Below are 14,835 nucleotides of genomic sequence, written 5' to 3' on the forward strand. Positions count from 1 at the left end.
ATGTCAAAGTATACAATTGGACTGGATTTCGGCACCCTTTCAGGACGTGCTGTTTTAGTAGATGTAGTAACAGGTGAAGAATTAGCGTCAGTTTCACATGACTATGCGCATGGAGTGATCGACCGAGAACTTCCGAGCGGGAAAAAATTGCCGTTAGATTGGGCCCTTCAGCATCCGCAGGATTATTTAGAGGTCCTGTCAACCGTTATTCCAGCAGTTCTGAAGCAATCTGGCGTTTCAGCGGTGGATGTTATCGGCGTTGGTTTAGACTTTACTGCTTGTTCTGTTTTACCAATTAAAGCAGATGGCACTCCGTTATGTTTTATGGATAAATATAAAGATGAGCCACATGCTTATTTAAAGCTATGGAAGCATCATGCCGCACAGGATAAAGCAAATAAATTAAATGAAATGGCTGAACAAAGAGGAGAAAAATGGCTCAGCCGCTATGGCGGAAAGATATCCTCTGAGTGGATTTTCCCGAAGATTTGGCAGGTATTAGATGAAGCGCCGCATATTTATGACGAAGCTGATTACTTCATTGAAGCGTCTGACTGGACGGTGTGGCAGCTAACTGGTGTTCATACGAGAAATGCCTGTACTGCCGGATTTAAGGCAATTTGGCATAAACAAGACGGATATCCGGATCAGGAATTTTTTAAATCGTTAGATCCTCGTTTGGAAAATGTAGTAGAAGATAAACTGAGCACGGATATTACGCCAATTGGACAAAAAGCAGGAGAAATAACGAAAAAAGCGGCAGAATTAACGGGCTTAAAAGAAGGAACTGCTGTTGCAATCGCGCATGCTGATGCCCATGTGTGCTTTCCAGCGGTGAAAATTGATGGTCCCGGAAAAATGCTCGATATCATTGGAACATCCAGCTGTCATTTAATTTTAAGTGAAGAAGAACACCAAGTGCCAGGCATTTGCGGTGTTGTAGAGGATGGAATTGTTCCTGGCTTCTTCAGTTATGAAGCAGGGCAAAATTGTGTCGGTGATATTTTCGGATGGTTTATAGACCACTGTGTTCCTGCAGAGTACCATGAACAAGCGAAGAATGAAGGAGTTAGTATCCATGAGTTCTTAACCAAGAAGGCTGAAAAGCTGAGAGCGGGTGAAAATGGGCTAATCGCTCTTGACTGGTGGAATGGCAACCGTTCGACACTTGTTGATGTTGATTTAACAGGCATGATTGTTGGTCTGACTCTTCAAACAAGACCAGAGGATATCTACCGTGCGCTTATTGAAGGCACCGCCTATGGAACAAGAAAAATCATTGAAACATTTAGAAACAATGGCGTTCCTGTTAATGAATTTTTTGCTTCAGGAGGAATTGCACAGAAAAATCCGCTTGTTATGCAAGTATACGCTGATGTCATTAATATGCCAGTTAAAGTGGGAGGCGGCTCACAGGGACCCGCTCTAGCAAGCGCGATTTTTGGCGCGGTAGCTGCCGGATCAGAACGCGGGGGATATGACGATGTTTTCGAAGCCGGCCAGGCAATGGGCAAACTAAATGACAAAGTATACTATCCTATCCCAGAAAACACAAAAGTCTATGACAGCTTATACAGGGAATATGAAACTCTCTATCATTATTTTGGAGTTGAGTTTAAGGGGATTATGAAGAGATTGAAGGGACTGCGTTCCAATGAAGCTGCAGGGGTTGTTTAAACCTTTGATATTGCCATAAATAAGAAAAAACTAGCATTAACAGCACAAACCAAACAGTGGTTTGTGCTGTTTCTATATAGTAGATACAGATTCATCGACAAATTTCGGGGCGTTTCGGGGCGTCACTGTGACGCCCCGGATTTAAGATCCTTATTATGCTCCACCCAATATTCAATAAACGCACTAGCCGGCAATGGTCTGCTATAGAAAAAGCCTTGAATTTCATCGCACTCCCACTCACGAAGACATTGCAGTTGATCTTCGTTTTCTACTCCTTCTGCTGTTACTTGGATTCCAAGGTTTCTTGCTATTGATATCAAAGATTGGACAATAGCTGCATGCCTTTGATGGTTTGGCAGGTCTCGAATAAAGGATTGATCAATCTTAATTCGATCTAATGGGAATTTTGATAAGATCGTTAAGGATGTATAGCCTGTGCCAAAGTCATCCATCGTAATTTGCACACCTAGATCTTTGAGAATTTTGATTTTTTCAATCGTGAGTTCAGTGTTCTCAATCGCCAAACTTTCGGTGATCTCGATATCTATTTTGCATGGAGAAACAGAGAATTCTTTCAAGCTTTTCATAAGATAAGGAACAAAGTTAGGATCAAGGAATTGCTTGGGAGATATATTTATGGATATATGACACTCGGTTGCAGCTCCTTTTACCCAATCACTATATTGCTTAAGCGCTTGTCTGATAATCCATTTGCCTAATTGAATGATTAAGTCTGTTTCTTCTGCTAATGGGATAAAGTCGCCAGGACTGATGAAGCCTTTAGTAGGATGCTGCCAGCGTATCAATGCTTCTGCACCAACGATTTTCTTATCTTTAGCACTGTGTTTAGGCTGATAATATAGTTCAAATTGTTCTTCTTCAATCGCAACTTTCAATTCCTCATACATTGTAATTTTGGAGAGCATATTTTTCTCTAGAGATTCTTTATACTCTGAGTAATTATTGCGGCCAGCTCTTTTTGCAGCATACATGGCCATATCTGCATGTTTTATTAATTTATGATAGTCTTGTCCATCTTTCGGATAATAGGAAATGCCCATACTTAACGTAATTTCCTTCTGCTGTCCTTCTAGATAAAAGGTTTTCTGCATCTCTAGCTGAATCTCTTCTATTATTTTTTTTACTTCGTTAGCATTTGTGACCTCGGTTAAGCAGACTAGAAATTCGTCCCCGCCAAGTCTGGCAATTAGACCATTTTTCTGGACGGCATATTTTAATCTCATGGTAATTAATTTCAATAACGTATCCCCGGCAGCATGACCGAGATGGTCGTTAATATCTTTGAACAAATCAACATCAATTAGGATGGTCGCAAAAAAGCTGTCTTTTTTAATCTGCTCGTCTACTTCTTTATATATTGCCCGCCGGTTCAGTAGACCGGTGAGTTCATCATGGTACGCCAAGAAGTTCACCCTTTTTTGAACTTTATTTTGTTCTGTAACATCCTGGGCAATGACATATATGCCTGTAACAGAATCATCTATGTTGATTTGTGTTGCTGTCGCTTTGAGATTTACGATCTCTCTATTTTTAGCAATGATAAAGGTCTCAAAACCAATGCTGCTTCCTTTTTTTATCTCATGAAGGAGTGTTCTTATTCTCTCTGTTTCATCTTTATACAATATCTCACTTATTTTGAACTGCAGAATTTCCTCTGAGGTGTAGCCTGTTAAAGAGAAAACAGAGGGGTTCACATCTTTCAGATTCCCTTCCAAATCTAAAATGAAAATAGCATCAGGATTGTATTGAAATAATGATCGATATTGCTGTTCCTTTATTTTTAATTTCATATTTTGTTTCTCTACAAGGCCATGCTGATAGATCATCTGGTTTTCAATATAATTGATGGTGATAATAAACAATATAAGCAAGCTGCTTAAAGAAATGATTGTCATAGAGTAGTTTAATCCATAAACTAGACTTTCTATAAAAAGATAAATAATAGAAGAGTAAGAAATACTAAATATGATAAAGAAAACAGAACTCTTTGCATAAGTGTTTGTTCGATTGAGCATTAATCTGTCTATATGAAGGTGCTCGAAAATCCTTGCAATATTATAAATTGCTGCTGATAAGAGTACCAAAGAGTAAGTAATTATTTTGCCGTTCATATGAATGGAGATAGAATAAACGCTCCCCAGCAAATAATGTATATAAAGTAAAATAAAAGAGGCAACCATCCCACTTAATAAAAGATAGCCGAGGATTCCCTTCCTTTGATTGGTTACGACTCTTGATGGATATATCGTAAATTTTCCAAGTGTATTCAATAGCAAGAAGATAATGAAGCTAGAAGTATATGTATAAATACTACTCTGTAAAGTAAGAAATATACTTTCTTCTGATAATTTAATGACTTTCATACTTAAAAGAGATATGTATGGAATAAAGGAAATAATTACGCTGCATTGGAGAGCTAAAAATAGCATATAAAATACCTCTTGCAACTTCTTCCCAGCACTCGCACTTGCTACATATATATTTATATTCAATATAGAAACACAAATCACACAGCAAACAAGTAAATAAAATAGTAAATTCACCATGGACGATCCTCCTGATCTTAGATGCGTAAGTGGTACTTTTGTCCTTAGCACATTATATAATTAATTTAGTAGAATATGGGGTGGAAGATTGTTCCTGTTTGGTTTGGGCGTCACAGTGACGCCCCGGAATTTGTCGAACGGTGTTGGGGTCTAAATGGTATGAATAAAAGAAAAGAAATGCAAGACCGAATGGATTGAGGAACCAACCTGTCCCTAAAAAACCACCGCAAACTGGGCCAAGGAACCTGGCCCGAAACCCACCTTCAAAATAAAAAAGCTAACATCTGTTAGCTTTTTTAAGATTCAACCTTATCCTTCATAAAAGACTTGGAAAGAGTTTTTAAGATTTCGGCATTCAGTTCAATGTCATGTTCATACGCATATTTAATGGCATATCCTAATCCGAGTGTCATACTGCCGGCTATGCCTGCACCTGCCACAGAGCCTGCGCCAGGAACAAATTTCACTGCTTGTCTGAATAAGCTTTTGCCAATATTGCCTGCGAATGTTGCGATGGCCAGTTCTTTTGCCCGATCTTTAGAGAGGGGCTTTTCGTATAATGTTGCTAATTTTACCATTAGCCCCACTTGAATACTGGTGAGCGGAATAATATCTGACCCAGGAAGTGGCACCGCACCTACAGCGGCGGCAGATGAAGCAGCTGCTAGAATCCATTTGTTCGCAGTCGAAGACTTTTCTTTGATTTGCCTGGCAAAGAGAATGTCTTTATTTTTCTCTTTGAGGATGTCCAAAATAGCATTTCTGAGCATATCCACGTTTTGCCCAGTTCTTGAGGAAATCGGTGTCACTTTAAAATCGTAGTTTGTTTTATCTTGTACATATTTTACAAGATTAGGAATATCCTCAGCAGCATCTATTTTATTCAAAACAAAGATGATGTTCTTGTTAACTTTTCTTATATTGTCAAAATGCTTCTTTTCACCTTCGGAAAATACCGTTCCTGCAGCATTTAGGAAAAATAAGATGACATCTGCCTCTTTATAAAACTTCAAAGTTTCTTCGGAATTTTTATGATTTATATCATCAAGTCCAGGTGTGTCCGCAAATATGATTTTGTCTTTGTATGGATACTTCTTCACAATGACAGTTTCTCCTGGCTCGGCACCAACAGAAGCGACTTCTTCCCCAATTAATCGGTTTAATGTAGAAGATTTCCCTGCATTAACATCACCAATCATGGCAAAAACAATTTCTTTCTCAAGCTGTTCATTTACTTTTTTCATCTCATCATCATAGGCTTTATTGAAATCATTTTCATTGAATTTAAAATCTGTCATATTCGTCACTCCTTTTACAAAATTTTAGCAAATTTGCTCGGAATTTGCACTTGTCACAGTGACGCCCCGGAATTTGTCGAAAAAACAGCCCTTCCATCTAGTGGGAAGGCTGTTTTTCAACCATGCGAGAAATTTGGGTCAAGGAACCTGTCCCTTAAACCCACAGAGAAAATGGGTCGAGGAACCTGTCCCCAAAACCCACCCAAAACCCACTTATTCCTGCTTCGAATCCAACACTCTCCTGCCCCAAACCCCAGCTCGTTTATGAACTACAACAATTATAGCTGCGGTAATCAGAAGGACAATCGGTGTGACCCATGGCAAGCCAGAGAATGCCAGTATTGGTGCAAAGGTGATGATGGCGACTTCTACCGGAACCATGCCGATATAGGCCAAGGCATAATCATCAATGGTTTTGCTTTTTAATTCAGGATCAACGATGCGCAATAATGCTAAGCCCATTGCGACCGTTCCCGTGCTCCAGCCCCATCCAAATAAAGATTTCTCAAACCAGTAGTTTCTAAAAATGTTCGGTCCAAGAAAGCGGAACATGAGGTAAGCCCAAATGATACCGAATACAAAAAGTAAAATCAGTGGAACAGCATAATCAAGAACGACCGTTAAATTAATTGAAGCAATACCGCTCACAACTAAATAATCTGTAGCACTTCCGCCGATCCGATCCATCACTCGCTGGTCGATGTAGGAATCTGCTTTTGTTTTACGCATAATAAATTGGAAGATGAGCCCGACCACAAAGGCAACACTTAGCAATGGAATCGAAATGACCGGAATAAGCTCGCCCAGTCTTTCTGTCAGCCAGTAAGCTGCCCCAACTACAAAAAACATGATCGAAATATGCAGAACTAAAGGATCAATAGCACTAGGAGAAATGGTTTCTGTACCCATATGTACGCGTTTTGAAGCGGGGATTAGCCCTGTACGCAGTTCAGTTGGAAGGTCTTTGAAGCTGGATATAAATTGTGTATGTCCTTTTTGAGTTCCTCTTTTAACAAGAATAAGTCCGCCGATGACAGCTACTAATAGACCGATCGTTGCAGATGTCATGCCAAGCGTCATGGCTTCGTCCCAGCCATATTGTGCAAAGCCATCTCCAATGGCTGCGGCTGTTCCGTGCCCGCCCACAAAGCCGGCTCCTAAAATAATCCCAAATCCGCTAGGCAAGTCTTGGAATACTTGATTAATGACAACTAGACCAAATAGAGCACCGCCGCCCCACATTAATGTAGTCAGAAGCATGGAGTAAGACCACATTTCCCGAACCCGATGGATAATCTCTCTAATTTGTACTTTCGCTGCGCCAATTGGAATGGCTGCAAAAATAAAGGCAATTAATAATCCTGGGTATGAAGAAAATTGATCGGAAAATGGCAGAAGATCTGCGCCGAATGGACCAAGAGCTAGCCCGATAAATCCTCCAATAATACTGGCTGGCAAGAACAACGCCTGCAGGAATTTAACCTTCGCTCTTAAAATTGTTCCAAGTAAAATCAACCCGGACATCAAACTGAAATCAACCAAAAAACCCCAAATTGTGAATTCTGTCAACCTGACTCCCCCTTTTATGTAAACTAGATTCACTTTTAAGTATACATTATTTTATTCGGGGCGTCACAGTGACCACCCGAAAAATCGTGGTTTTTGTCGATATTCCTCCATGTAATGAAGATTTATGCAAAGCAATAGAGGAGTTAAAACGTTGCTGTTGAATGTATAAGCTATGCTCCCCAATTAGTTGTTTCCTCTTTAATATGTTTCATGCTAAAAAAATTCCCAGCAAGTTAATCAAATTTAACATTTCAAAAAGGATGTGGAAACAGTTTAATGCCGTACAAAAAAAGAATATACGTACCAGAATGTCATTATCATGTTGTGAGCAGAGGAAACCGCCGGGATCCTTTGTTTATGGACTGGGAAGATTATGATGTCTTTTTTTACAATCTGGAAGACATTTACGACAAATACCCCTTCGAAATCACCTCTTATTGCCTCATGAACAACCACTACCACCTGCAGCTCCGTTCTCAAATCATTTCCATCAGCAAATTAATGGCCCTGATTAATAAAAAATACGCAAACTACTACAATACGAAATATAAACTGACTGGTCATGTCTATGAAAAAAGATTTTTTGATGACATCCTGGTTGACCAAAGATCGCTGTTAGCGGTTAGCCGCTATATTCACCTGAATCCAGTAGAAGCCCTTATGGTGAAAAGTCCTGATCAATACCCATGGAGCAGCATGCAATACTTTATAACTGATATGGAAACACCACGCTACCTAAACATTGACTGCATTCTAGATTGTTTTGAGGGAACAAAAGAAGAAAGGCGGGAGCAGTATTTTCAGTTTTTGAAAGAAAAACCTTGGCCGGCGTCACAGTGACGCCCCGAAATTCCTCGAACCATGTCGAAAATAGATAAATGACATATATGATAAAATGTAGTTAAAAAAAGCAGGTGAATTCCATGGCTAAGTGTGATGCTTGTGGATTGAGAGAGGCTAAAATACATCTATCAATAGAAGATGATCAGTTGAGTTTATGTAATGATTGTTATAACGAATACATGGCTGGTGAACTGGAGGTTGAGCTAGAGGAGTTGCTGGAATCCTTTTCGTTAAAGGATTCTGAAGGAGTTGTTCGAACTTTTCTTGTAGAGACTCGATTATACCCCATTGGAATCTTCATGGAGGCAAAGGAGAATATTGAGTTTGGTTATACTTTTGCTGTCCACGGTGAACTGGAGGATGATCAGCAGCAATTGCTCAATAGATTAATTGAGAAAACAAAAAAAGGAATCAAAGAGAAATATATTGAATCTAAGGTTTTTCTAAGCGGTCAGCCATATGAATCATTGACCAACGATCATTTTGCTGGACGAATTGAGTATGATGAATTCGCAGAAGGTCTTCCGCTCATTATAATTGATGGGAGAGCCTACACATGGGAAGAAGTGGGCAGACTAATTATGTCTTACGAAGGATTTCAGATAAAAGTAAAAATGTATGATCAGACAGATGAGATTGACTAGTATTTTGTTGGGGAGTATGACTAAACAAAAAAACTAGCAGTAGCATATGCTATACTGCTAGTTTTTTTGTTTGCGAAAATTCGACAAAACTCGGGGCGTCACTGTGACACGTCGTATTCTGCATCAATATAAAATTTAACTCGTTCTCCAATTAGGTAGTATCTGGAGTAGTGCACAGGTGTTCCGTAGGTTCCGTAGATGACTTTTTTTACTAGGATGACGGGGGTGGTTTTGCTTATGCCCAGGTATGTGCATATTTCTTGGGTGGGCAGGTTGTATTCTATTTCTTTTTCTACTTTGGTGAATTTGATGTGATAATGTTCTCTGATGATAGCAAAGGTGGATGTATCGTCTGTGATTTTGCTTTCTATGCCAGGGTATAGGTTGGTGGGGAAGTAGGCGAAATCAACACTGAAAGGGCCGTGGGAATCCTTTACCACCCGAATCAGTTTTAAGAAGGAAGTGTGTCCAGTGCCGAATGCTTTGGCAATCTCCGACGTATCTTCAATGATTTCTTTATATTTTATCTCTTTTTGAATATTGTTCTCCTTTTCCCCGGTTGATAATCCTTCTGTAAATCCTTTAAGGTTTAAAAGATGAAGATCCTTTTTTGCAATTTTAACAAAGGTGCCCTTGCCGCGAATAATCTCAATAAATCCTTCTTCAACGAGTTCTTTGATCGCTCTTCGAATGGTAATGCGGCTAACGTCGAATAGGTCACAAAGCTCTGCTTCATTCGGTATTTTTTGTCCGGCCTTAAGGTCGTGTTTTTTCACATATTCTTTAATTCCAGCCTTAATTTGCTCGTATAGGGGGACTGGGCCGTCTATTTGTACATCCGGTTTTTCATGGCTCATTTCATACTCTCCTATAGCTGTTTTTTCTTCTATTACTTTGTAATTTTACTCTACATGAGGAGAGGATTGAATACAATAATTTTACATTTTTTTAGGGTATCCGAATCCGCCATACATCCCGCACGTCTTCTCAGCAGAAAGAGTGGCTTTATCAATAGCAGATGCCATACTGTCTCCGTTGATATAGTTTACAAGAAAGCCTGCAATGAGACTATCACCTGCACCCATCGTATCCACAATTGAAATAGGGTTTATCTTCTGTTCATATTGAACTCCATTTTGAAAAAATAATGCCGGCTCACTGCCTCGCGTTATTGCAAAAATCTCAAATGGCAACGCTGTTAATTCCTCGATAAAAACAGTTAACTCTGCTTCCGTTAATTCTGCTGCTGAAAAGAAGGCGTATTGTATATAGGGAGCGATCGAACGTATATAATCTAATTCCTTTCGACTGGAAAAGTCATATGAGATCTTAATAACCTTTGAAAGCTTTTCAAGCTCACTTTCCATCGAAGAATAACAGCTCACATGGCAAAGATCAAATTTCGAAATATAATCTAATTCATCATCTGTAAGCTGAAGCTTAAACATCCGCTGTACCGTGTTTTTTGGACCGCCGATAAAAATACGGTCTCCATGCTTGAGTGTAACCCGAGGCTGGCCGCTAATGCCCATTACGGTTCTGGCATGCTGAAAATCTACTTCCTCCTGTTTCAAGGCATATTTTATATGGTCTGCTTTCTCATCATTCCCGAAAATTCCAATATAGGAAACCTGTTCTGCGCCATTACGCCGGGCATTGACAGCTACATTCACACAATTTCCGCCAGGATAATAAATATCCTGGTCCAAATAACAATCTACTACATTATCACCAATCGCAATCAGTTTCATCGTGTTTCCTCCTATTATATGTGTGTGCTATCCTTTAACAGATTATATGTGTGTGCTATCCTTTAACAGACCCCTCAGACAAACCTCTAACCAAATACTTCTGCAGAAAAATCAGCAGAATGATCATCGGGATCGATGCGATCACCATGCCCGAAAGGAGTACGCCCCAATCTGTGCGGAGAGCATCTCTGAAGTTCATCAGCCCAGAAGGAATTGTTTTTAAATCATTTGAATCAATAAAAACGGTTGCAAATAAAAACTCATTCCAAGCAAAGTAAGCTGTTAAAACGACTGTCGTAATAAGAATTGGAATGGATAATGGAAGATAAATTTTCGTATAAATTTTAAATTCACTGCATCCATCGATAATCGCCGATTCCTCAAGCTCTCGCGGAATGCTTAAGAAGAAGGCGCGAATTAAGATAATTGTTAGCGGCAAACGATAAGCTACATAGATTAAAATCAGCGCCCATCTTGTATTAATCAAGTCCATCCATGTCAGCAGTTCGAATAGGGGAATCAATGCAACCTGCGGATTCATCATTAATCCGCCGATAATCATATATAAGGAGACATCAATCCATTTGGATCTATATCTTGATAACGCAAATGCAGCCATAGAACCAATTAGTACGACTAAAATGATCGTTGCACCTGTTACAAATACACTGTTGAGAAAATAGCTTGAAATTCCTAAAGACCAAGCGGTAGCATAATTTTCGAAATGCCATACATCAGGCAATCCCCATACATTGTTATAAATCTCGTCATAACTTTTTAAAGAAGAGATCACCATCCAGTAAAGAGGATAGAGTATGATTATCGAGAATATGATAAGACCTAGAAATGTGATGTTCCGGGAAAAGGATGAGGCAGCATTGCCAAAATGATTTCTCCGTTTAAACATCATTATTCCTCCTTTCCGGTGCCAGAGACTTTGATTTGAATGACAGCAAAAATAGCTGTTAAGATGAAAATGAGTGTTGCAATTGCTGAGGCATAGCCCATATTATCCTTTACAAAGCCTTCCTGATACATATGAACTGCTAGAGTCATAGAACTAAAGCCAGGTCCGCCATTTGTTAAAATATACGGCTCATTAAAAACGAGCATAGAGCCGGTTACGGTTATGAGCAGGTTAACAAACATCGTTTCTTTTACTTGTGGAACCGTAATGTTGAAAAACTTTCTGATTTTGCCTGCACCATCAATATCGGCTGCTTCATATAATTCTTTTGGAATTTTCTGAATCGCAACGATAAAGAGCATTGTAATGAAGCCGATGCTTTGCCATTGCGACATCGCTATGACGGCATAAATAGAAGTGGTGCTATTGCCTAGCCACGGCTTGGCCAAATTCTCAAGACCAATTAATTCCAAGAAGCTATTCAAGATTCCGATCTGCGGGTTATATATGAAACCAAACAAAAGGGCGATAACAGAAATGGAAATCATAACAGGGACAAAGTAAATAATCCGCAATACTGGAGCTGCTCTACGAAAGAGTTTATCTTCTAGTATAGCTGCTAATACTAGTGCAAAAAAGACTTGAAACAGCACGGAGATGACAGCATATTTAATGTTGTTGATAAACGCGGTTGTTACAATCTGATCTTCGAAAAGGTTTTTAAAAGCCTTCAATCCGACAAATTCCTTTGTTTGAGAAAAAACGCTAAATTCAAAGAGACTATTATAGAAATTTTGAATAAGTGGGATATAGATGAAAATTCCTAAAAATAAGAGGCTTGGTAAAAGAAATAGGAAAGGAATCCATTTGTTTTTTCTGCTGACCACCCTTTACACCTACTTTCGGATATAATGTAATATTTGAGGAAGAGCTCCAATCTTCCGGAGAAGAAAGGAGCTTGTTTGAATTTTTAAGATATTATATATGTGTGTATCTCTATCGATCAAGCTAAATTTTCTATTTCATGCCTTCTACAGTCTGCTGCACCTCGCTCAAGATATCAGCTGGAGTCGATTGGCCTGTGGCAAGGCCTTGACTGCCTCGCATAAATACATCTGCTACATTGATATCTAGAGCATTATCGAACCACGGTGAAACCGATGTGGCATTTAGAACTAGATCATAAGCTTCCAAACTCGTTTCATTTGCATTTTCAGCTGTTACTGATCCTTCAATTGCATTAAGCTGTCCGTCCGTTTCAGTAAAGTCGAAAGCGGTTTCATCAGAAGTTAAGAATTTCAAGAATTCAACTGCTTCCTCAGGGGCATTTTTACTTAACATCCAGCCTTCAGGTGCACCAGTTAAAGCGGTTTGATCGCCTTTGCCATCTTTAAAAGAAGGGAAGTCGAAGAAACCAAACTCTACATCTCCAATTTCTTCTACAAGTTTAATCTCAGCAAATTGCATGTACAGGATCGGAACCTCACCGCTGCCGAACATATTTCGGGCAGCTTCATGATCGATTGCAGTCGAGACATCGCCCATATAAGTGGTTAATTCTTGGAATACCTCAAGTCCTTTGATATAACCTTCATCTGTAAATTCGGCATTTTCCAAGCTGTAATCTTTTGCTAGCACTTCAGGGTCTACTAATCTTTGAAAGATCGTGCCTAAGTAATGGGAGATGGCCCATGTATTTGTTAGTCCTTCTACTAATGGCTGCTCATAGCCAGCCTTTTGTAAGTCATCTAAAACAGCAATAAATTCATCATAAGTTTTTGGAATCTCAATGCCATGCTCTTCAAAAACCTTCTTATTATAGAAGAAAGCTTTTCCGTCAACTGTAAATGGAACACCGTATGTTACATCATCAAAAGTAAATCCTTCAAACTGGGACTCTACAATTTTGGATGACCATTCGGTATCTTCTTTTAAAATATCATCGACAGACAAGATTTTCCCTGAGGATACCAGGTTCTTCGCAAATGAATCAGACCAGGATGAAAAGATGTCAGGCAGGTTGTCGTTGGAGACAAGCACTTTAATTTTTTCTTTGTAGGAATCATTTAACACATAATCAACGTTAATATGGACATCAGGATTTTGCTCCATAAACTCTTCAATTTTTTGATCGTAAAAGGACTTTCTAGGTTCATTTGGCCACCGGTGGAAAAAGTCAATTTCCGTTTTTCCTTCACTTGAACTGGCTCCATCGCTGGAATTGCAGGCGGACAATATTGATACGATTACGAGCAGTAAGACCCAATATTTTCTCCCTCTCATGATAAGCCTCCCCCAAATATGGCGGTTTTCGGCAGCGAGTGACTGTCTAGATCTCATAGGCGGATTCCGTGATGTTTTCCCTGCCTATTACGCACTTTTTTTAAAAAAACCCTTCATCCATGAAGTTTTAAGAGATTAATAGTCCATTTTCCACATATACCGTCTGACCGACAGCGGGTGGCCTGTATGCTCTGCTAAAGCATCCGCATATAAACGGAGCACAACACCGATGATCGCTGGACCAAAATATTCTTTAAGGTCCTCGTCAATTCCTTCATATATTAACGTTTCTACATCCACAACCTCGACTTTTTCACTGAACTTCTTCGCAAAGCTTAAAGCGCGCTCATCGAGTGGACGGCTTGGTCCTTCACCTAGTATTAAAAGGAATGGCACATCAAAATCTGTCACTTCAAAAGGACCGTGGAAATATTCACCGGAATGAATGGCGTTGGAATGAATCCAAAGCATTTCCATCAACAGGCAGCTTGTAAACGAATATGCCTGGTGGATGTAGGCTCCGCTGGCCATTGTGTAGATGATATTTTCACGCTTGTTCTTTTTACCAAAGGTATCTGCTACTTCGGCGAATTTTTCTCTGTTTTTTGTGTATAGGTCTTCGAGGAGGGCTAATTTTTCAACAACACGAGCAAATTTTTCATTTGGTGCAAATACATTTAAAAGCTGGAAGATTAGGCTATAGAACATTCCTGTTTCTCCGTCGATCGCATCTGAGCCATCCTTATAGTTGTAGTGAACAATGTATTCAGAAGACTGACAAAGAGGAGAATCTGTTTCCATTGAGATGGCAACCGTTAAGGCACCTTTTTGTCTGGCAAAGCTTGCAGCCTTCACGGTTTCAGGAGTTGTTCCAGAATGAGATCTGAGAATAACTAGGCTGTTCTGGCCTAAAGACTTTGGATTACGATGGATGAATTCATTTGATGTGTAGACAAAGGATGCGACACTTGTTTCTTTCGTAAAAAAGTAATCACCCAGTGACAGAGAAGCCATCGAACCTCCACAAGCGATAAAGAAAACATTCTTAATCTGTCTGCTCTTCACAGCCTCAATCACATTCTCGAGCTGCTCCACATGTTCCGGCTTCATAGACTTATTACTCACCAATACTCCACTTTCTTGTTTCATCATTCCACCTCCGAAAATTTATAACATCATATGACGTTATATTAATTAGTATCATAAAACTGAATATTGTTAATTGTCAATATCTTTATTCGTCACAGTGACGCCCCGCATTTTGGCGATAATTGTCGATCTTTATGACGCCATCCG

Annotated in this window: 12 protein-coding genes; 3 read left to right on the forward strand and 9 right to left on the reverse strand. The window is 39.5% G+C overall.

Going from position 1 to position 14,835, the window contains the following annotated elements:
- Complete coding sequence (gene araB / locus A6754_RS03270) at positions 1 to 1,677, forward strand: ribulokinase (protein WP_066442491.1); 1,677 nt, start codon at positions 1 to 3, stop codon at positions 1,675 to 1,677.
- 122 nt (positions 1,678 to 1,799) lie between these two features.
- Here araB and A6754_RS03275 read toward each other — a convergent pair whose 3' ends face one another.
- The 3 genes from A6754_RS03275 to A6754_RS03285 form a co-directional block, all read right to left on the reverse strand.
- Entirely contained in the window at positions 1,800 to 4,244 is a 2,445-nt protein-coding gene (locus tag A6754_RS03275) for an EAL domain-containing protein (RefSeq protein WP_066442492.1), read from the reverse strand.
- Between the two features lie 296 nt (positions 4,245 to 4,540).
- Complete coding sequence (locus A6754_RS03280) at positions 4,541 to 5,542, reverse strand: GTPase (protein ID WP_066442493.1); 1,002 nt, start codon at positions 5,540 to 5,542, stop codon at positions 4,541 to 4,543.
- Positions 5,543 to 5,755: 213 nt separating this feature from the next.
- Positions 5,756 to 7,111 (reverse strand): sodium/glutamate symporter, encoded by a 1,356-nt coding sequence (locus tag A6754_RS03285; protein ID WP_082851594.1) that lies wholly within the window; start codon positions 7,109 to 7,111, stop codon positions 5,756 to 5,758.
- 276 nt (positions 7,112 to 7,387) lie between these two features.
- Between A6754_RS03285 and A6754_RS03290 the strand changes: the two genes are divergently transcribed.
- Both A6754_RS03290 and A6754_RS03295 read left to right on the forward strand, forming a co-directional pair.
- Positions 7,388 to 7,951, forward strand: a complete 564-nt coding sequence (locus tag A6754_RS03290) for a transposase (protein WP_066442494.1) — start codon at positions 7,388 to 7,390, stop codon at positions 7,949 to 7,951.
- 83 nt (positions 7,952 to 8,034) lie between these two features.
- Entirely contained in the window at positions 8,035 to 8,598 is a 564-nt protein-coding gene (locus A6754_RS03295) for a DUF7686 domain-containing protein (RefSeq protein WP_066442495.1), read from the forward strand.
- A gap of 98 nt (positions 8,599 to 8,696) precedes the next feature.
- Here A6754_RS03295 and A6754_RS03300 read toward each other — a convergent pair whose 3' ends face one another.
- From A6754_RS03300 to A6754_RS03325, 6 genes are all read right to left on the reverse strand, one after another.
- Positions 8,697 to 9,455, reverse strand: coding sequence for a GntR family transcriptional regulator (locus A6754_RS03300; RefSeq protein WP_066442496.1), 759 nt, complete (start codon positions 9,453 to 9,455; stop codon positions 8,697 to 8,699).
- Between the two features lie 81 nt (positions 9,456 to 9,536).
- Positions 9,537 to 10,349, reverse strand: a complete 813-nt coding sequence (locus A6754_RS03305) for a PfkB family carbohydrate kinase (protein WP_066442497.1) — start codon at positions 10,347 to 10,349, stop codon at positions 9,537 to 9,539.
- Positions 10,350 to 10,404: 55 nt separating this feature from the next.
- Positions 10,405 to 11,256 carry a carbohydrate ABC transporter permease gene (locus A6754_RS03310; protein ID WP_066442498.1) on the reverse strand — a complete coding sequence of 284 codons (852 nt, stop codon included), beginning with the start codon at positions 11,254 to 11,256 and terminating at the stop codon, positions 10,405 to 10,407.
- A gap of 2 nt (positions 11,257 to 11,258) precedes the next feature.
- Positions 11,259 to 12,143, reverse strand: coding sequence for a carbohydrate ABC transporter permease (locus A6754_RS03315; RefSeq protein WP_066442499.1), 885 nt, complete (start codon positions 12,141 to 12,143; stop codon positions 11,259 to 11,261).
- A 130-nt stretch (positions 12,144 to 12,273) separates the two neighbouring features.
- A complete protein-coding gene (locus tag A6754_RS03320) occupies positions 12,274 to 13,539 on the reverse strand; it encodes an ABC transporter substrate-binding protein (RefSeq protein WP_066442500.1) in 1,266 nt (421 codons plus the stop codon).
- A 135-nt stretch (positions 13,540 to 13,674) separates the two neighbouring features.
- Positions 13,675 to 14,688, reverse strand: coding sequence for an SIS domain-containing protein (locus A6754_RS03325; protein ID WP_257297396.1), 1,014 nt, complete (start codon positions 14,686 to 14,688; stop codon positions 13,675 to 13,677).
- Between the last annotated feature and the right edge of the window lie 147 nt (positions 14,689 to 14,835).

Source organism: Cytobacillus gottheilii (assembly GCF_001636345.1).
Classification (GTDB): domain Bacteria; phylum Bacillota; class Bacilli; order Bacillales; family Cytobacillaceae; genus Cytobacillus; species Cytobacillus gottheilii.